This window comes from Metasolibacillus fluoroglycofenilyticus (assembly GCF_003049645.1).
Lineage (GTDB): Bacteria > Bacillota > Bacilli > Bacillales_A > Planococcaceae > Metasolibacillus > Metasolibacillus fluoroglycofenilyticus.
Window position 1 is genome coordinate 200,837 of the sequence record NZ_PYWK01000003.1, and the last position, 18,042, is coordinate 218,878.

General features: G+C 38.5%; 19 protein-coding genes and 1 other annotated feature. Of the genes, 7 read left to right on the top strand and 12 right to left on the bottom strand.

What is annotated here, in order from left to right; all coding sequences use genetic code 11:
• Positions 1-83: 83 nt before the first annotated feature.
• Positions 84-386 carry a hypothetical protein gene (locus tag C9J36_RS13250; RefSeq protein WP_107943417.1) on the bottom strand — a complete coding sequence of 101 codons (303 nt, stop codon included), beginning with the start codon at positions 384-386 and terminating at the stop codon, positions 84-86.
• A 265-nt stretch (positions 387-651) separates the two neighbouring features.
• On the opposite strand from C9J36_RS13250, the gene C9J36_RS13255 reads away from it, so the two are divergent.
• From C9J36_RS13255 to C9J36_RS13270, 4 genes are all read left to right on the top strand, one after another.
• The gene (locus tag C9J36_RS13255) at positions 652-1,131 is read left to right on the top strand and encodes a DUF6530 family protein (protein ID WP_107943418.1); all 480 of its coding nucleotides are present in this window, start codon (positions 652-654) and stop codon (positions 1,129-1,131) included.
• 20 nt (positions 1,132-1,151) lie between these two features.
• Positions 1,152-2,528, top strand: a complete 1,377-nt coding sequence (locus tag C9J36_RS13260) for an MATE family efflux transporter (RefSeq protein WP_107943474.1) — start codon at positions 1,152-1,154, stop codon at positions 2,526-2,528.
• Between the two features lie 242 nt (positions 2,529-2,770).
• Entirely contained in the window at positions 2,771-3,460 is a 690-nt protein-coding gene (locus C9J36_RS13265; protein WP_107943419.1) for a Dph6-related ATP pyrophosphatase, read from the top strand.
• A 65-nt stretch (positions 3,461-3,525) separates the two neighbouring features.
• On the top strand, positions 3,526-4,365 hold the full coding sequence (locus C9J36_RS13270; RefSeq protein ID WP_066169434.1) for a YitT family protein: 840 nt from the start codon (positions 3,526-3,528) through the stop codon (positions 4,363-4,365).
• A 160-nt stretch (positions 4,366-4,525) separates the two neighbouring features.
• Here the strand turns inward: C9J36_RS13270 and C9J36_RS17435 are convergent, their stop codons facing one another.
• Positions 4,526-4,681, bottom strand: a complete 156-nt coding sequence (locus C9J36_RS17435) for a hypothetical protein (RefSeq protein ID WP_201261951.1) — start codon at positions 4,679-4,681, stop codon at positions 4,526-4,528.
• Positions 4,682-5,092: 411 nt separating this feature from the next.
• Positions 5,093-5,328 (top strand) — a binding site (T-box leader).
• 58 nt (positions 5,329-5,386) lie between these two features.
• Between C9J36_RS17435 and ileS the strand changes: the two genes are divergently transcribed.
• Positions 5,387-8,455 carry an isoleucine--tRNA ligase gene (gene ileS / locus C9J36_RS13275; RefSeq protein ID WP_107943420.1) on the top strand — a complete coding sequence of 1,023 codons (3,069 nt, stop codon included), beginning with the start codon at positions 5,387-5,389 and terminating at the stop codon, positions 8,453-8,455.
• A gap of 158 nt (positions 8,456-8,613) precedes the next feature.
• Here ileS and C9J36_RS13280 read toward each other — a convergent pair whose 3' ends face one another.
• Positions 8,614-10,347, bottom strand: a complete 1,734-nt coding sequence (locus tag C9J36_RS13280) for a methyl-accepting chemotaxis protein (RefSeq protein ID WP_107943421.1) — start codon at positions 10,345-10,347, stop codon at positions 8,614-8,616.
• A gap of 196 nt (positions 10,348-10,543) precedes the next feature.
• Positions 10,544-10,915, bottom strand: coding sequence for an iron chaperone (locus C9J36_RS13285; RefSeq protein ID WP_066169442.1), 372 nt, complete (start codon positions 10,913-10,915; stop codon positions 10,544-10,546).
• 117 nt (positions 10,916-11,032) lie between these two features.
• On the opposite strand from C9J36_RS13285, the gene C9J36_RS13290 reads away from it, so the two are divergent.
• Positions 11,033-11,356, top strand: coding sequence for a GGDEF domain-containing protein (locus tag C9J36_RS13290; protein WP_107943422.1), 324 nt, complete (start codon positions 11,033-11,035; stop codon positions 11,354-11,356).
• Between the two features lie 163 nt (positions 11,357-11,519).
• On the opposite strand, the gene C9J36_RS13295 is transcribed toward C9J36_RS13290, so the two are convergent.
• The 5 genes from C9J36_RS13295 to C9J36_RS13315 all read right to left on the bottom strand — a co-directional run bounded on the left by C9J36_RS13295 (position 11,520) and on the right by C9J36_RS13315 (position 14,745).
• The gene (locus C9J36_RS13295) at positions 11,520-11,924 is read right to left on the bottom strand and encodes a GNAT family N-acetyltransferase (RefSeq protein WP_066165441.1); all 405 of its coding nucleotides are present in this window, start codon (positions 11,922-11,924) and stop codon (positions 11,520-11,522) included.
• 58 nt (positions 11,925-11,982) lie between these two features.
• A complete protein-coding gene (locus C9J36_RS13300; protein ID WP_107943423.1) occupies positions 11,983-12,507 on the bottom strand; it encodes a GNAT family N-acetyltransferase in 525 nt (174 codons plus the stop codon).
• On the bottom strand, positions 12,508-13,044 hold the full coding sequence (locus tag C9J36_RS13305) for a GrpB family protein (protein ID WP_107943424.1): 537 nt from the start codon (positions 13,042-13,044) through the stop codon (positions 12,508-12,510).
• Between the two features lie 95 nt (positions 13,045-13,139).
• Positions 13,140-13,886, bottom strand: a complete 747-nt coding sequence (locus C9J36_RS13310) for a hypothetical protein (protein WP_235616074.1) — start codon at positions 13,884-13,886, stop codon at positions 13,140-13,142.
• A gap of 19 nt (positions 13,887-13,905) precedes the next feature.
• Positions 13,906-14,745, bottom strand: a complete 840-nt coding sequence (locus C9J36_RS13315) for a pyridoxamine kinase (RefSeq protein ID WP_066165426.1) — start codon at positions 14,743-14,745, stop codon at positions 13,906-13,908.
• A gap of 175 nt (positions 14,746-14,920) precedes the next feature.
• Between C9J36_RS13315 and C9J36_RS13320 the strand changes: the two genes are divergently transcribed.
• Positions 14,921-15,463 carry an ECF transporter S component gene (locus tag C9J36_RS13320; protein ID WP_107943426.1) on the top strand — a complete coding sequence of 181 codons (543 nt, stop codon included), beginning with the start codon at positions 14,921-14,923 and terminating at the stop codon, positions 15,461-15,463.
• Positions 15,464-15,548: 85 nt separating this feature from the next.
• On the opposite strand, the gene C9J36_RS13325 is transcribed toward C9J36_RS13320, so the two are convergent.
• The 3 genes from C9J36_RS13325 to C9J36_RS13335 all read right to left on the bottom strand — a co-directional run bounded on the left by C9J36_RS13325 (position 15,549) and on the right by C9J36_RS13335 (position 17,987).
• Positions 15,549-16,736: an amidohydrolase gene (locus C9J36_RS13325; protein ID WP_066165418.1), complete on the bottom strand. Its 1,188-nt coding sequence runs from the start codon at positions 16,734-16,736 to the stop codon at positions 15,549-15,551.
• Positions 16,737-16,881: 145 nt separating this feature from the next.
• Entirely contained in the window at positions 16,882-17,529 is a 648-nt protein-coding gene (locus tag C9J36_RS13330) for an HAD hydrolase-like protein (protein ID WP_107943427.1), read from the bottom strand.
• Between the two features lie 158 nt (positions 17,530-17,687).
• The gene (locus C9J36_RS13335; RefSeq protein ID WP_107943428.1) at positions 17,688-17,987 is read right to left on the bottom strand and encodes a cupin domain-containing protein; all 300 of its coding nucleotides are present in this window, start codon (positions 17,985-17,987) and stop codon (positions 17,688-17,690) included.
• Positions 17,988-18,042 lie beyond the last annotated feature (55 nt).

Consider the following 18,042-nt stretch of genomic DNA (forward strand, 5'->3'; position numbering starts at 1 on the left):
ACATTTTACGAAACATCATCGCGCCTGTCCAAAATGCCGGCTATGCACGGCTTTTTGGACAGCCCCAATATTAGTCGATAATTCTAAGCAATTATTCTCCTACGTTGCACTAACCATACACATATATTCAATACAATCGTTACAATTAACAATGCCTTCGTCGCAAAAGCGACTGCATCCATCGTATCCATTAAGGCAGCCCAATCCTCTACCTGTACTACATGCTGTGTATAGAAAATTTGAAAAGCAATAGCTATGGCACACGCAACAAAACTAAAAATTATCCATATGGCTGGATTCGTTTGAGGTCGTAACAATACACCAAACGGAAGTAGCCAAGCAGCTAAACCAAGTAAAAGACTTCCTATATTTAAAAGCCCTATCATCCCTTCCATCTCCTCCCTTTACTTACGAATAGTGACGCCCATTAGTGGCAAGAGTTCCATAGTCAATTTTGCAGCGACAGGATTTCAGTATAAAACTACATTTATCACCATTGCATGTCGCAGAAAACTCAACCGAACCTAGATTAGTTATTTGATTTTAGAGCTCTAATTATAATTGATTGACTTTTCATTTAGCTAATGTTATTTTTACTAAGCAAGTAATTTAGTAAATTACTAAATAAAAAACCGAAAGGAAGTAATAACAATGAAAATTCCTACACATTTAAAACATAAACCTGTTCTTGTTGCTGAAAACTATGCAAATATCGATGGACGTACAGCCTATCAAACGGATGCGCAAGGCTTGTCACTCGGTTTAGCACAATGGAATGACCGCGGGAAAGTGGATATTTCAGCAAAGGTATGGCGTCACACAGGTGGCAAATGGTCACGTCAATCAGAGGAATTGCCTTTACACCGCGTGCTCGACCTCGCTATTTTAGTTTGTGAGGCTCAGCTCCATTTTAAAGATGCTTATCGCTATGAAAATTTATACGATGAGACCAACCCGGTTATTAAGCGTGTAGGCCTTCAAGGTGACGCAATGACCGTAGAAGTATGCACAGAAAATGAACAAATTAATGAAGATATTAAGCTTTTCAATCAAGCTTTAAGTGATGATGGGGAGCTTATTGGCGAGCGTTTACGAACGCTGTCGCGTATTTTAAAAGAAATGGGCTATTAATGCCTTATGAGGATATTGAAATGAACGAACAATTATTACAAGATGACCAACAGCTTAGAAAAGCATTTTTAAAATTCTTAATTCCTGTCATGCTAGCGAATGTGCTGCAATCACTAGGTCAGGTCGCTGCAATGTTTATCGTTGGACGCAATTTAGGTGATGATGCATTAGCGGCAATTGCAGCCTTCTTTCCATTTTTCTTCTTTTTAATGGCCTTCGCCATCGGCATCGGCTCAGGTAGCTCTATTTTAGTTGGGCAAACATTCGGTGCGGGCAATCATGAAAAAATGAAAGAGGTTGTCGGCGTTACACTAGCCTTTACAACGATTTTGTCAATTGCAGTAGCTCTTTTTGGCGCCTTTTTCATCGAATGGATTTTGCGCTTTATGCAAACACCTGCAAATATTTTAGATATGAGTGTTAGCTATGCGAAAATTTTATTCTTTACACTGCCAATTATGTTTTGGTATATGACCTATACAACATTTATTCGTGGTGTTGGCGACTCCAAAACGCCCTTTGTCTTTTTAGTAACGAGCGTTGTATTTAACATTGCCTTCCTGCCACCACTTATTTTTGGTTGGTTTGGTTTACCTGCTTTCGGCTTGAATGGTGCTGCATATGCCGCAGTACTATCAAATTTAGTAACGATGATTTTGCTACTTGCTTATTTGCATAAAAAGAATCATATTTTACGTTTAGATAAGTCTGTTTTACAGCATTTTAAATTGAAAAAGGATATTTTAATTTCACTGTTTAAGCTAGCAATTCCAGCAAGTATTAGCATGGTTGCTATTTCAGTTGCTGAAATTGCCGTTATCGGCTTCGTGAATGCCTACGGCTCAAGTGCAACTGCAGCCTATGGTGTTGTCAATCAAATAGCAGGCTATGCCCAAGTCCCAGCTATGAGTATCGCCATTGCTACATCAGTTTTCGTTGCTCAAGCATTAGGTGCGAGCTCTACTGAAATGATAAAAAAAATCCGCAGTATTAGTGTGAAAATTAACTATATTTTAGGTGGAGCTGTAATTTTACTAACCTATATATTTGCAGAGCCAATTTTATCACTCTTTATCACTTCAACGGATACGGTCGATATTGCGAAAAACTATTTAATGATTACATTTTGGAGCTATTTAATATTTGGTCATACCCAAACGGTTTCCGCAACGATGCGCGCAACAGGTGTCGTCTTATGGCCGACGATTTTCCTCGTACTAACAATTTGGTTAGTGGAAGTGCCTGTAGCATTCTATTTATCGCATTACACAGTGTTTGAATTGAATGGCGTATGGATTGCCTACCCTATTACATTCTGCGTCCATTTCATCCTGCAATATGCTTATTTCAAATTAGGATGGCAAAAGCGTACACTGAAGGCGATGCTTGGTGAATAGAGAATGTCTCCTTTGAATTAAGGACGAAAGAAGCCTACTTTAAAAAATGAGTAACAAATGCTATACTGACATTAGCTAAAAGGATACAGTACCGAGTGAAACCCCGATAGATTAGACTGTCGGGGTTTCCGTATTGTTGAAAAAATTAGTGGAAATTGAACCCGAGATAACAGCAAATGCCAATAAACACACGGCAATCATGCTAAAATAACCATATAGACAAAACAAAGGGGATACATACTATGGCAAACACAAAAAAGTGGAAAACAGGGGCTGAAGGACAGAAGTTTGTCGCCTCTTTTAGTGGGGGAAAAGATAGTACATTAGCTTTGTATGAGGCTATGAAAACAGGACAAGCGATAGGCTTAATCATCGTGCTTGAGGAAGATGGCACTCGCTCTCGCTCACACGCGATGACGGTTGATTTCATAAAAGCACAGGCGGAAGCAATCGGCTTACCGATTCATTTTGCTGCTGCAAGCTGGACACAATATGAGGCAATCTTTATTGACATGCTGAAAAAAATGAAAACTTTAGGAGCGGAAGCCCTTGTAACTGGCGACCTTGATATGCCTGAGCATGGCTGTTGGCACGAAAAAGTCGCAAATATCGCAGGCTTAAAGCTTGGAATGCCTTTATGGGAAACCGACCATTCAGAAGTAGTCGAACGCTTTATTGACTTAGGCTTTAAAACAATTATTACAACAGTTAATATATCTCTCGGTATGCAAGAGAATGATTTAGGGAAAGTTTTAACATATGAGTATGTACAAGAATTAAAGGAACGCGGCATTGACCCTTGTGGAGAAGGTGGGGAATTTCATACAACTGTTATTGATGGACCAATTTTTAAACAGCCGCTTGCAATTAAACAAGGAAAAGTTGTGCATGATGGTGATTATTGCTTCCTCCCTCTACAATTACTTGAGTGATACTTTCAAAAAATTGTTATAGTATGTAAGAAAGAAAAATTATACCCGCAAACGGTGGTGCAAAAATGAAAAAATTAGTAATTGATATTTTAATTATGATGTTCGGAGCGTTTCTATTTGCGCTTGCAATCAATTTATTTGTCATTCCAAACGAATTAGGGGAAGGTGGCGTAACAGGTGTTACGATTATCCTGTATTATTTATTTCAATGGTCTCCTAGTATCGTCAGCTTTGTACTTAATGGGATTTTATTGCTTGTTGGATACAAATTTCTGAGCAGACAAACAACGATTTATACAGTTATCGCTGTTACGTTTATTTCACTATTTTTACATCTTACAGAGTCATGGACAATTCAATCCGATGAAATTATTATCAACGCGATATTCGGTGGCGTATTTGTAGGTGTCGGAATTGGCTTAATTATTCGTGTTGGTGGGACAACGGCTGGTACAACTATTTTAGCGAGAATAACGAATAAATTTTTAGGCTGGAATATTAGCTATGGGCTGTTATTTTTTGATTTAATTGTCGCATTCTCTTCTTACTTTATTATCGGTGCAGAGGCACTTATGATGACAATTATGATGCTCTATATCGGGACAAAGGTGATGGAATTTGTGATTGAGGGAACAAACACGAAAAAAGCAGTAACGATTATCTCCAAAAATCCCCATGCCATCGCGGATAAAGTCACTTATAAAATGAATCGTGGTGTAACCGTCCTATCTGGGCACGGTTATTACACAAAAGAGCAAAAGGAAGTGCTCTATATTATTATTAGCAGACAGGAAATTATTAAGCTGAAAAACATCGTAAAAGAAGCTGACAAAGATGCATTTATCGCCATTCATGATGTACGAGATGTGTTTGGAGAAGGCTTTATCGAGCTCTCCAAGTCTTGAATTGGCGCCCAACAAGCCGCGCAATTAGCCGGCTTATTGGGCGCTTTTGTTGGTGCTCTTTAAATTGTTTTCTTTGAAAGTTTGAAAACATAGGGCTGGCGGTTGGAGCTTGAGATGAAGAAGTTAATAAAGGAAGATATGGGGAAAAGCCCAATTGTATTTAGTTAGGCTTGGGCAATTTATTGTTGGATACTGCTGTGTTTTTTATTTGCTCCTTTGTCATATCCTCTTTATTGCGGGTATCTAAATCATCAGGGCTTAAGTCTTGCCCGAATTCCTCTCGCTGTGCTTTTTTATTTTCGTGCTTTTTCTCCATTGTCATCACCTCCATTACTAGCGTTTCCCATTTGCTGTACTTTATAACCTCTGTATGGCACTTATAAAAATAGTATTTGGAGGAACTCAGAAATAGTAACAAATAATTAGTAGAAATAGAGGAGATTTTTATGCTACATTAAAGACCACATATGATATTACATTATAATTTTATCGTACTTTCTATATTCGCAGTGTTGATATGCGTTTATTGCCATTATCAATGCAGCTTATCTACACCTGATTTCAACACTTATAGAAGGGAATACGAAATATGGCAAAAAACATTATTATTTTTTTCCTTGGAATGTTAACATTCTTCATTATCTCAAGTATTTTTAGATATTTCTTTTAAAGAAATTGATTTGACATTATTTTAAAAATCCATTAAAGTAACACGTAATAAAAGCATACAAATTCGTTGACGAGAAAGAGTAATGTTTCGTATTGTTCTACAGAAAGCTGACGCCTTGATGAAAGTCAGTGTTCAATTGTTACATGAAAATCCTCTCTGAGAAGGCACGCTGAAATGAGTAAGCAAGCCCGGGTGTCTACCGTTAAAAAGAACACGTATGATTGTACGTTGCTAAGTGCTATTGGATTGTTCAATAGAATTAGGGTGGTATCGCGAGTTAACTCGTCCCTTTACTTAGGGACGAGTTTTTTGTATGCCTTTTATACAAAAATAGGTATAGGAGGAATTGAAATGGGAAAAGAAACATTGCAGCAAAGAGAAGAAAGAATTCGCCTCCATTGGCAAGCTGAACATGTTTTTGAAAAGTCTATTGAAAACCGCAAAAATCGTGATTCCTTCGTATTTTACGAAGGACCCCCTACAGCCAATGGACTACCACATGTAGGGCATGCACTAGGTCGCACAGTAAAAGATGTAGTCGCGCGCTATAAAACAATGCAAGGTTTTTTAGTCGAGCGTAAAGCAGGCTGGGACACACATGGTCTCCCTGTAGAATTGGGTGTGGAAAAGCAGCTCGCTATTTCAGGCAAGCAAGAAATCGAAGCATATGGTATCGAACCGTTTGTACAAAAATGTAGAGAGAGTGTCTTTACGTATGAGAAAATTTGGCGCTCCTTTACAGAGCAATTAGGTTATTGGGTGGATATGGATGAACCTTATGTGACATTAGATAATCGCTATATCGAAAGCGTTTGGCATATACTGAGCAAAGTTCATAAAGATAATTTACTTTATAAAGGACATCGTGTATCGCCATACTGCCCTAGCTGTCAAACATCCTTGAGCTCCCATGAGGTTGCACAAGGCTATAAAGATGTGAAAGATTTATCTGCAACCGTTAAATTTCAATGTGTTGATTCAAATGAAATTTTTTTAGGTTGGACGACAACTCCTTGGACATTGCCAGCCAATGTTGCGCTTGCAATGAATCCTTCTTTAACATATGTGAAGGCACGGCTTGATGGAGATATTTTCATCATAGCAAAATCACTTGCACTCAATGTACTAGGCGAAAATGCAACGATTGTAAGCGAACATAAAGGGACTGAATTTGAAGGTATAGCCTATAAACCACCTTTTGATTATGTTTCCGTTGAACATGGGCATATTGTTGTAATGGCTGATTATGTAACAGAAACGAGCGGTACAGGTGTTGTGCATATCGCTCCAGCGCATGGTGAGGATGATTACCAAACAGTGAAGCTAAATGGCTTATCCTTTATCAATATAGTGGACTTACAAGGCTGCTATACAAACGAAATAACAGATTTAGCAGGTCGCTTTGTCAAAGATTGTGATGTCAACATAATCAAGCTGTTAGCTGCTAAGGATTTATTATTCCATAAAGAAAAATACGACCATAGCTATCCGCATTGCTGGCGCTGTGATTCGCCGTTGCTCTATTACGCAACAGATAGCTGGTTCATTCAAATGTCTGCACTAAAAGAGCAATTGCTTGCTAACAATGCAACAGTGACTTGGTATCCTGACCATATTAAAGAGGGTCGCTTCGGTAAATTTCTCGAAAATGTAGTGGACTGGAATATTAGCCGCAATCGTTATTGGGGCACACCTTTAAACGTTTGGATTTGTACAGCATGCGGGCATGAGGAAGCGCCTGAAAGTGTTGCAGCATTAGAAAAACTAGCACAACAGCCGTTGCCTGAAGATTTGCATAAGCCGTATATCGACAATGTTCTTTGTCATTGTCCAAAATGCCATGAAACAATGCAACGTACACCAGAGGTTATTGATGTATGGTTCGATAGTGGCTCGATGCCTTTTGCGCAACATCATTATCCTTTTGAGCAAGAGGAGTTCCAGCAGCAATTCCCTGCGGATGTCGTAATAGAGGGCATCGACCAAACACGCGGCTTTTTCTATAGCTTACTTGCTGTATCTGCACTGTACACAGGGCAAACACCATATAAAAATGTTCTTTCATTAGGGCATGTATTAGATGAGCATGGACAAAAAATGTCGAAAAGCAAAGGCAATGCACTAGACCCGATAGACCTAATGAACATTTATGGTGCAGATGCATTACGCTGGGCATTATTAGTAGATAGCTCACCGTGGAATCCAAAGCGCTTTTCTACAAAAATTGTGCAGGAGGCAAAATCTAAACTATTAGATACGCTAGAAAATACGTTTAACTTTTATCAGCTTTATACAAGTATTGACCAGTTTATATTTGATGCCTCACAAAAAGGTACACCGACATTATTAGATGAATGGATTATGTCCCGACTGCATACGACAATTGCGAAAGTTACGATATCTATGGATGATTATCAATTTACGCAAGGTTGTCGGGAAATAGCTAAATTGATGGACGACGTGAGTAATTGGTATGTGCGCAGGTCGCGCCAACGCTTTTGGGCTTCTGGTTTTTCTGACGATAAAAGAGCTGCTTTCAATACATTGCACACGGTGTTAAGTGAAGTGTGTAAACTGCTCGCACCTTTCACGCCATTTATCGCAGAGCATATTTATATGCAAATGCACAACAATGCAAGTGTGCATTTACAGGACTATCCAGCTGTCACAGAAGCCTATATCAATGTAGTGCTTGAAAGGGAAATGGCTACTATCGTTCAAATCGTTGAACTAGGACGTAGCATCCGCAATGCCAAAAACTTAAAGGTAAAACAACCTTTAGCTGAAATCATCATTTGCTCGCCAGAAAATCTAAGTAAGTATAACACCATCATTCAAGATGAGCTTAATATTAAAAAAGTGCAATGGCTACATTCTACAGAAGCATTCGTGGAAAAAATCTTGAAGCTGAATTTTAAAACAGCCGGTGCTGCATTTGGCATGCAGGTCAATGCAGTGAAGTCCTATGTAGAAACAATGCCAGTCGAAGAAAAAAATAGTTTACTACGTAATGGACATTTAACCGTTCAACTTGCTGACGAAGCAGTTAAATTGGAGCAATCGCATCTTTTAATCGAGTCCGTTGTCAAAGATGACTATGTTTTAGCAGAAGATGGCACGTTACAAGTGTTGCTCTATACACATTTGACGAAGGATTTAATTGCCGAAGGATATGTTCGCGACTTTATTCGTTATATTCAAGACCAACGCAAAAAGCTAAACTATCCAATTGAACAATATATTTATTTAACAATTGCCTGTTCATCTGAGCAGCAAGAAATGCTCCAGCAATTTGAAGCATTGCTCAGAGCAAACATATTAGTAATGGATATTCAATTCGAGAGAGCTTTAAATAATTCATCTGCATTTAATTATATGTTTGCACAAGAGGAACTGCACTTCAGTATGAAATTGATTTAAACAACCGAAGGTGTAAGTTTAAGATTGAATTAAAAGGCTTTAAAATCAGTGTTTACAACCTTTTAAAATGACACTTTTCTTTCTGTTAATATATGAGAGCGTCCCCAAGGCAGAGATTACCTGCTTTTGGGACGCTTTAGGTGATGTCTCATCAAAGGTTACTCCACCTTAAATCTCTCAGTTAATTCATTTAACTGTGCTGCGATTTTCGTTAGCTCCTTAGAGTTGTGAACTATCTCTTGCATTGCGGCTGTTGATTTTTGTACGAGATTTGATGTATCCTCAATGCCAGCTTGGGCTTCCTCTGTGACAGCTGCCACATTGCCAATAGCATCGTGGACGCTATTGCCGCGCTCCGAAATTCGCTCTAATTCTACTGTAATATCCTGTATTTGCAGCTGCATTTGCTTTACTGCTAAATGTATATTCGTAAAGATTTCCCCTGTTTCTCTCAAAGTCGTTGTGCCTTTACTTGCCTGCTCATAGCCTAACTCTAACTCTTTTGCAACTTCGCTTGATTCCTGCTGAATTCCCCCAACAATACCGACGATGTCACCGACCGATTTTTTCACTTCCTCCGCCAATTTGCGCACTTCATCTGCGACAATGGCAAAGCCTTTTCCATGCTCACCAGCACGTGCTGCTTCAATGGCCGCATTTAAAGCTAATAAATTCGTTTGTTCTGCAATTCCCTCAATGACAAGTACTAAGCTGGAAATATCTTTAGCATGATGGTCTAACATCTTTACTTGCTGTACTGATTTCTCTACACCTTTATATAAAAGGGAAACATATTGCTCGGTCTCAGTAATTTGCCCAAGCCCTTCATTTGTTAAAGCCATAATACTTTCTGATTTCTTATTTAAAGCATTTCCTTGATAACTCGTTTGCTCAATTTGCCTTGCAAAATCTTGCATCGTCTCGGCTATTTTCACAGTAGCTACCGCCTTCTCCTCCGAGCCTGATGCTAATTCAATCATCGTTTTCGCCACTATATCATTTCCTTGTTTAATTTCCTCTGTGCTACTTAATTGCTCGTTCGACATTTTAACAAGTGCTGAAGAGTGCTGGGAAATACCTTGAATTACTTGCTTCAAGCTATCCGTTGATTTTTGAAATGCTCCTGTCAATACTCCGATTTCATCCGAGCGATTTGTGGAAAAGGTTGTAGACAAATCGCCCTCCCCCACTTTATGTACTTGCATCAAAAGTTTTTTTAGTGGCGATACAAGATAAGTGCTTAATACGGAAATAATCGCTATGCTTATTAAGAGTGCAACAATAGCAAAAAGAATTAAGCTCTTTTTTTGCTTCTCCATTTCTGAATAAACGGTTGTGGCATCTAAATCTGCTCCCACAACACCAATGATTTCACCTGAATTTGATTTAATTGGAACATACGCGGAAACGAGCGCACCATAATTTTCTTCATTCGTCATTTCTACTTGTATTTCTCCCGTATTAAAAGCTTGCTCAAGCTGTGGAAGTATTTCTGGACTCTCTTCTTTTTCACCTAGCCAAGATTCGTTTTCATCTCCTACTGGTAAGCCATCTACTACATAAAAATAATCATATCCCCCATTTGTCTGTTGACGCCCCATTGTGTATAAATATTCTAGACCAGTAGATAGGCGATAATGATTAAATTCTTCTCGTAACTCATAGTAATAGACTAAATCCTGTTCTGCTGCCCCCACTTTAATTTCCCGTTCATATTTTTCAATATCCATTTGACCTAATGACTGCTGAGCAATGGTCATTGCCACATTGCTTAAAGATTGCTCAATTAATTGCATAGAGGACTTATGCACCGTCCACGAAATTACTATAGCTAAAATTAGCACAATAATAGAAAAATAGAATGTTATCTTTTTTTGAATAGTCCCTAACATAGCATCACCCCTTATATGTACTTCAATATTGTGAGCTTCGAGTTTGAAGCTGAAAATAATTCAGATATCCCTCCAATAATTAGCCTATCACTTACCAGACTTTACGACCAGCTATTTTCCCTATTTTAGTTAAATTATATGAGTCTTTTGAATTAAAAAAGAACAGTGTCATAAAGACACCATTCTTCTTTTCTTATTATTTTCTCCAAAATGTAGCGCAATCCGCTTTATCTGCAATATTGTAATCAATTATTTTTTCTAATAGCACATAATCTACCGGCTGCTCCCACTTAATGCGCCATAAATTGTCTGTATGTGTGTAGCCCGCCTCTTTAATGGCATCTGAAAATTGAATAATGCCCTCTTTTTCAGGGCTAATTGCCATATGGTGCTTTGCAATACTGAAGCCAAGAATAAATGTATCATGGTCTGTAAACATCGGCTGGTTCCAAGCAATTTTCTTCCCTAGATTCGGAAATGTCGTTGCTACCCATGATAATACTTCCTCCACTCGATGGCGCTGCTGTGCATCTTCGATTTTCTCCAAATACGGTGCAAAAGTTTCCATCCTATTTTCCTCCTCTAAAAAGTTTATATTTATTTTAACAATATTCATATCGAAAATACATTCCACCGATTTGTTTTACAGTATAATATAGGAAATACCATTTACGTAGGTGATTAAATGCCTTTAGGAATGATTGGCTCTAGGTTAAAAACATTCGCATTGCAAAAAAAAGCCATTGTTGCTCGCTATGTCGGGGACGAATTTTTACTCATTTGTTCAAATAAAAAAAAACGACTTGAAGGTTTTGCTGAAACATTGCATAGAGATTTAAGCGCTCTTACTGTAGAAAATGATAACTATATGATCAATTTAAGCTTCAGTATTGGTTTAACGCTTGTGAATGAAGCAGATTCCTTAAAATCCTTATTACAACAAGCAGATGAAGCATTATATATCGTGAAGAAAAACGGTCGAGGTCATTTCACCTTTTATCGTAACTAAACGGAAATATGAATTCTCTCACTCTACTTCATAATCAATCAGCTTTATTTTAAGGTCAGCATTCTTAATAGAATAGCAAATGGTTGTCGAAAGGGGATGTATCAGCCATTTTTCTGCGATGAGTATTCGCAGAGGCTCCCCTCCTTTTCAGACAACCACATGATTATTTACGTATATAAGCCATTGCAATTGATTTTGGCGCTGTTTCCACAAAACCAAACTTTTCATAAAGCTTATGCGCCGGTACATCCGCAATTAATGAAACAAAGGCCTGCTTGCTAATTTCAGTATCTAAATAATGCTTAATTTCCGTCATAATCATCTTCCCAAGCCCTTTTCCTTGTTCGTCTGGATGAACGGCGATATCTACAACTACATAGGCTGTACCTCCATCTCCAATAACTCGCCCCATACCTATCAATTCACCATCATCCTTACGAAGAATAACAGAAAAACAGCTATTATTTAAACCCGCTTGTACATGCTCTCGGTCACGTGGTCCCATTCCCGCTAGCTTCCGCAATGTTAAAAACTCATCAACAGTAGGTGTAGTATGTAAAATTTGCATCGTCTCATCCCCTATTTTTTTATTAATATAATATTATACTACTAGAGCTTGGCATTCTCTAATATGGCACTTCATTCATTTTAGTAGGGGTTACTAGCCCTGCTTTCCAGTCCTCATAGATTGCCCCATATAAAACTGTATCTGAGATTGTACCATCCGCATTTTCCCAAGCATTGCGTAAATAGCCTTCCTTCACAAAGCCCGCTTTTGTGAAGCTTTTTCGCATTGCAATATTATCTGCTCGTGTATAACCTTCGATGCGGATTTTACTTTTTTCACCGAATAGGTAGTTTTGTAACCATTTTAACGCTTTCACACCAAGCCCTTTACCGCGCGCTTTTGCAGCCAAACGAATATCGAATAACGGAATTGTATCATTAATATCATTAATAATAAGAATACCCATTTTCTCTCCAGCTTCAATAATCCAAAATGTTTCACGTCCGTCTGCATAATAGCCCTTTTTAATAGCTTTTCTCACTGCGTTCGCATCAACCTCTAAATCTGCATGATAGGGCCATTCATTTCCAGTTAGCAACTGAACTAAGTCTTCTGTCTCTCCGTTAAATATTGTTAATTCCATTCAGCTTTCCTCGCCTCTCTTGGCTAAAATAGACCTTACAAAATCCTCTTTATAATCCGTGTAAGCTGCAATGCCTTGTAAACCCGTTACAAAAAAAGATTGCTTTAGCTCTTCATAATGCTTTTTTGCCTCTTCATTTGCTCTTAAATAATTTCTAAAAAATAAGAGCTCCTGCCATTTCTCTCCCTCATATTGGACAATATGAATAAAATGTGTCTTTATTTGAAATGTATCATCCATAAACTTCGCACATACAATTTCGTCGGGTCGCTCTACACGCAATCTATAAAAGCCTGCCTGCATTAAAACTTTGAAAAATGGCTTTTCTAGATATGCCAAACCACCTACGCCAACTAAAAGGTCAATGATTGGCTTTGCTCGTATCCCTTCAATTGACGTGCTGCCAATATGCTCAATCTGATAGCTCTTTAAATTGGTCAGTGCTACTAATTCTTCTCTTGTTTTCTCAAATTCTGTTCGCCATATTTCCTCATAAGGAACGAGTATGACTTCATCATTTCGCAAACCTATATTCATCCTACACCCCTCCCTATTAATAAAGCTAAAGCATTTTTGAAAATATACTAGTCTATTAATATATGGAGATTTATGGTATAATAAAATTATAGAAATTAAAATGCTTCTACCCCAAAATACGTAGTTAACGGAACCTTTCGTCCTACTTTATCCCACGCATGATATAGCTCAAAAACCTTTCGTATATCTCCATTATGACAATCCTCTACAATGTATTTCACAGCCTTAGAACTGCGCCAATAATTCAGCATAATAGCAGCTAAGCTTGTTGTTTCATAACTACCCATGCCAAATTCGTCTAAAGAATGCTGCCCATATTTCTCTTTAAATAACTTAATCAATTCACTCTCAATAGCGACTAATTCTTTATACTGCTCAGCCGATAATGTCAGCTTTTGCGACAAATATTCACACATGCCTTCCTCAAACCAAATGCTATTTTCGCGTTCACTATCAAAATCCTCTATAAATAGTTCGAGATGATGTGTTAATTCATGTGCTAACACACAAAACACATGGTCTAATGTTATCTCATTATAATATTTTTCAATACGCTCATTGTGCTGCCCCTCTAGTTGAGTAAGATAAAGCTCACGCCATTCCTGCACACTTGGTGACATACAAATTCTCACCTCATTCGTAAAGGCAGGTACAGGGAAATTTGAAAAAATCGTTGTTGCAGTCTCTTTTGAAGTCCAAACGATTGCCTGCGGTACATCCTCTAAGCCAAATTCTTTTTCCAAAAGTGCTTGATAGGCATTTAGTTTTTCATTCAACTGCTCTATATCAGCAGAGTATGACTGTATTTCCTCAATACTTTCGAACGCAAAAATATTTTTCATTATTTGTAAAGCCCCCTATCTAAATAAGCATTTTCAAATACTTTTCAAAATGAACACCCATATTACGTGGAATTTGCTGCGCATATGTTTCTCCAATAGCGGCTGTCAAAAATTGCGCTGCTAGCTCAATCGCCTCAGGCAGACTATGTCCTCGTAAAACGCCTCCCATAACAGTAGCTGCAAATAAATCACCTGTACCAGAATAACCTGTACCATTAAAAGGTTGTTGGTTGAAAACAACGGTTCCATCTGCAACGAGCAAATTGCCAATCATCGGCTTTTCTGTAGGAGGTACAATGCCAGTCAACACTACTTTGGCATTTGTTTCTGTAGCCAATTGATGCGCTGCCTCTTGCAATGCTAGCAAATAATCATCCATCGTCGAATAACTATGCAACTTTTCATACGACAACCCTGTTAGCATACAGCATTCCGTTATATTTGGTGTGATAATATCTGCTCGTTTGACAAGCTCCTTCATACGTTCTAATAAGCGACCTGTGAACAATGGATAGCCCTCACCTTGGTCACCCATGACCGGGTCAACAAGCACAATTGTTTCCTCACGCTGAAAAGTATCTAGAAATTCAAAAATATGCTGAATTTGCTCTTCTCCCATAACAAAGCCTGTTAAAACACCATCAAAGCTTTCATTCATTTTTCTCCATTCTTCTGTAAAATGCCCCATTTTTGAAGTCAAATCCTCACAAAAAAAGCTTGGAAACTCTGTTTGTGCTGTCAAAATTGCTGTTGGCAGTGGACAAACTTGTACACCCATCACCGATAAAACTGGCAACGCAGCAGTTAAAGAGCATTTACCAAAAGAGGACATATCTTGTATAACAGCTACCTTTTTCATCCCTATCATCCACCAATCAAATTCTAATATGTTCATCTTAACAAACCATAGCTATACTGGACAATTGTTTTAGTCACAAACTGACCACTACATTTTAAACAGAATTGGTACTTTTATAACAATCAGATATTTGCTAAAGTAATTGATAATTTCAATAATAGTAAGGAGAATGACAATGCAACAAGCACACAATATACAAAAACAACAAAGTAAAACATTTGATTTGGTTATTACAGCTATTCTGATTGCCCTTGTTTTCATTGCAACTTTTATTAATATTAAGCTGCCTATTATGGCGAAAGGGGGGCTTGTTCACTTAGGTACAGCAATGCTCTTTACCATTGCCATTTTGTTTGGACCAAAAAAAGGAGCGATTGCTGGCGCTTTTGGTATGGGGCTTTTTGATATTTTCGGTGGCTGGCTGATTTGGGCCCCAATTACAATTGTAGCGCGCTTTTTCCAAGGTTTTATTGTAGGAAAAATTGCGTATATGAGTGGAAAAAAAGGAACAAGCATGGTTATGAACATCGTCGCAGCGGTTGCTTCTGTTCCTGTAATGCTGGCAATTTATTATATCGGTGAAGTTATTTTATATAGCAACTGGATTGCACCTCTAGCATCCATCCCTGGTGATTTACTACAAAATGCTTTAGGTTTAGCTATCGCGATTCCACTTTGTGCAGTATTGAAAAAAGCACCTTACTTTAATAATACGTGAAACTTAATTCAACACAGACTTAAAGTTGTAAAAAGCGCATGAAACCAAGTTATGATTTGGGTTTCATGCGCCTTATTCATGCTAATTATTTTTTCGCGAAATAGTCTAATGTTGCCTGCCCTAAAACATTTGCTGCAATTCGTAATGAGCGTTCATCGATATCGAACTTAGGATGATGGTGTGGATATACTTCCTCCCATTCAGGGTTTTTTGCCCCTGTGAAGAAGAATGCTCCCGGGATTTTCTCTAAGAAATATGCGAAATCCTCTCCCCCCATATTCGGGTCTACGATTTCAACAGCTTCCACCTCTGCAACTTTTTCTGCTGACGCCATCACATGTTCTGTCTCTGCCTCATGGTTCACTACAGGTGGATAGCCTCGAACATACTCATACTCATAGTTTGCCTTTGTTAAATAACATGTCGCCTTTAACAGCTCCTCGATTTCATGTTCTAACAAAGCACGCTCCTCTTCATGGAAAGTACGCACAGTACCCTTCATATATACTTGGTCAGCGATAACATTGAAAGGGTTTAATGCTTCAATATGTCCAATCGACACAACAGCTGGACGTAATGGATTGACGCGACGTGCAACAAGCTGCTGTAAATTCGTAATAAACTGTGCTGCAAGAACAATCGAATCCTTCGTGTCACTTGGGTTTGAACCATGACCACCCTTTCCTTTAATCGTAATATAAACACCATCTGCTGCAGCCATTAATGGACCTACTGCAGTTTGCACTTTGCCAAGCTCAGCTGGTGCCCATAAATGCGTACCAAAAATCACGTCTACACCTTCTAAACAGCCATCCTCAATCATTGCAATCGCTCCACCCGGGGCAAGCTCCTCCGCATGCTGATGAATGAACACGATTGTCCCCTCTAAATCATCCTTCATTTGATTGAAGGCTTTCGCTAAGATTAATAGTGAAGCTGTATGCCCATCATGACCACATGCATGCATACGCCCTTTTACTTTGGACTGGAAAGGTAGACCCGTCTCCTCCGTAATTGCTAAAGCGTCAAAATCCGCGCGCAATGCAACTGTTTTCCCAGGTTTGCCACCTACTAGCTTTGCAACAACTCCATTGCCACCAACTCCCTCACGCACTTCATGACCTAGTGCTCGATGAAATGCAGCAATCGTTTTCGGCGTTTCTACCTCTTCAAAAGAGAGCTCGGGATTTTCATGGAAATGACGACGAAGCTGAATCGTTTCCTCTTCATATTGCTTTAATAAATCTGCTAGTTGTTGCTGTAAAGCTGTCATAAATAACACTCCTTATTATGTAAGTCAATTTATCTAGTCCGAAACTGATTAGAACTATAATGCAAATATTATAACATAATTGCATCACTATTCTGTTAATTTAGGATTTCATTTCTCAATGTAAACCGGATGGAATTGTTTCATCCTACTCTTTAATAATATGTAAAATATCATTAAAATCATTGACAATATAATCTGCTCGCTCTAATTCGCTTTCTTGTGCAAAATCGAAGCGAACGCCGATAGACTTTAATTGATTATCAAGTGCCGCATGGATATCCGATGAGCGGTCTCCTACAACATACCCTGTCTCAATATTATTTTCCACTTTGACTAGTTGCACTAATTCCGCTTTATTTCCAGAGGCAATCAAATCAATACTATAAACCCCCTGAATAAATCTCTTTAGCTGATATTGCTCTACAATAGCTTGTAAATAAGCTGTTTGCCCATTACTTGCTATATATAATGGGTAGCTCCCCGCTAATTGCTTTAATGTTTCTTCCACCCCCATGTATAAAGCGCCTCTACCTTTTTTTATTTGCTCAATTAACGCCTCTTGAAATAGGTGATTGCTTTCTATATGCTGGACTGCGCTATGTTTTGGACATAAAGTTGCCCAGACAACCGGCAAAGGCACCCCCATAATATCACGGTATTTTTCAATAGGTGTTGTACCTACCCATTTCCCATTTGAACGCAATATTTCAAAGGTAGCTTCTAAAGCAGGCTCCAAAATCAAATTTGTTTGAAATAACGTACCATCCATATCAAAAATAATTGAGGTGTTCATATTTTCCCCTCCTTCATTTATATGTTTAACGACTAGCTGAATCACACAATAATAATTGAAAGGCTCTAAAACAAATCAATTGCGCGTATCGTCCGGATTTTTTGAATTTCCTGTTATGTCAGAGCTACTTTGTCTTTCTGAATAGCCTTGTGACTTTACTATTTCTTCAATCGCACAACGATAATCTCGCAATCCTCTACCGCTTCAAGGCTATGCTTTTCGCTCGGCTCAAGCATTAGTAATGCGTTCGCATCAAGCTCCGCTTCTTGCCCTTCAACATGAAATTTTACACGCCCTTTTCGGCACACAATTAATACTTCTCCAGGCGCTGAATGCTCCGCTACTGATTCACCAGCTCTTAACTGAATATTCATTACATCATAGCCAGTGCCTGCTCCCACTTTACCTGCATGTTTAACCTTGTCTTGTAATAACTGCTCCACTTGAATATGTTGCATTTGAAGTACCCCTCCATATTAATATTCGATATCTATACTCACTTCACAAGCGTGT

Excerpts from the sequence above, each read along its gene's own strand:
- C9J36_RS13250 (WP_107943417.1), bottom strand. The coding sequence starts at position 386 with ATGATAGGGCTTTTAAATATAGGAAGTCTTTTACTTGGTTTAGCTGCT.
- C9J36_RS13255 (WP_107943418.1), top strand. The coding sequence starts at position 652 with ATGAAAATTCCTACACATTTAAAACATAAACCTGTTCTTGTTGCTGAA.
- C9J36_RS13260 (WP_107943474.1), top strand. The coding sequence starts at position 1,152 with ATGAACGAACAATTATTACAAGATGACCAACAGCTTAGAAAAGCATTT.
- C9J36_RS13265 (WP_107943419.1), top strand. The coding sequence starts at position 2,771 with ATGGCAAACACAAAAAAGTGGAAAACAGGGGCTGAAGGACAGAAGTTT.
- C9J36_RS13270 (WP_066169434.1), top strand. The coding sequence starts at position 3,526 with ATGAAAAAATTAGTAATTGATATTTTAATTATGATGTTCGGAGCGTTT.
- C9J36_RS17435 (WP_201261951.1), bottom strand. The coding sequence starts at position 4,681 with ATGGAGAAAAAGCACGAAAATAAAAAAGCACAGCGAGAGGAATTCGGG.
- ileS (WP_107943420.1), top strand. The coding sequence starts at position 5,387 with ATGGGAAAAGAAACATTGCAGCAAAGAGAAGAAAGAATTCGCCTCCAT.
- C9J36_RS13280 (WP_107943421.1), bottom strand. The coding sequence starts at position 10,347 with ATGTTAGGGACTATTCAAAAAAAGATAACATTCTATTTTTCTATTATT.
- C9J36_RS13285 (WP_066169442.1), bottom strand. The coding sequence starts at position 10,915 with ATGGAAACTTTTGCACCGTATTTGGAGAAAATCGAAGATGCACAGCAG.
- C9J36_RS13290 (WP_107943422.1), top strand. The coding sequence starts at position 11,033 with ATGCCTTTAGGAATGATTGGCTCTAGGTTAAAAACATTCGCATTGCAA.
- C9J36_RS13295 (WP_066165441.1), bottom strand. The coding sequence starts at position 11,924 with ATGCAAATTTTACATACTACACCTACTGTTGATGAGTTTTTAACATTG.
- C9J36_RS13300 (WP_107943423.1), bottom strand. The coding sequence starts at position 12,507 with ATGGAATTAACAATATTTAACGGAGAGACAGAAGACTTAGTTCAGTTG.
- C9J36_RS13305 (WP_107943424.1), bottom strand. The coding sequence starts at position 13,044 with ATGAATATAGGTTTGCGAAATGATGAAGTCATACTCGTTCCTTATGAG.
- C9J36_RS13310 (WP_235616074.1), bottom strand. The coding sequence starts at position 13,886 with ATGAAAAATATTTTTGCGTTCGAAAGTATTGAGGAAATACAGTCATAC.
- C9J36_RS13315 (WP_066165426.1), bottom strand. The coding sequence starts at position 14,745 with ATGAAAAAGGTAGCTGTTATACAAGATATGTCCTCTTTTGGTAAATGC.
- C9J36_RS13320 (WP_107943426.1), top strand. The coding sequence starts at position 14,921 with ATGCAACAAGCACACAATATACAAAAACAACAAAGTAAAACATTTGAT.
- C9J36_RS13325 (WP_066165418.1), bottom strand. The coding sequence starts at position 16,736 with ATGACAGCTTTACAGCAACAACTAGCAGATTTATTAAAGCAATATGAA.
- C9J36_RS13330 (WP_107943427.1), bottom strand. The coding sequence starts at position 17,529 with ATGAACACCTCAATTATTTTTGATATGGATGGTACGTTATTTCAAACA.
- C9J36_RS13335 (WP_107943428.1), bottom strand. The coding sequence starts at position 17,987 with ATGCAACATATTCAAGTGGAGCAGTTATTACAAGACAAGGTTAAACAT.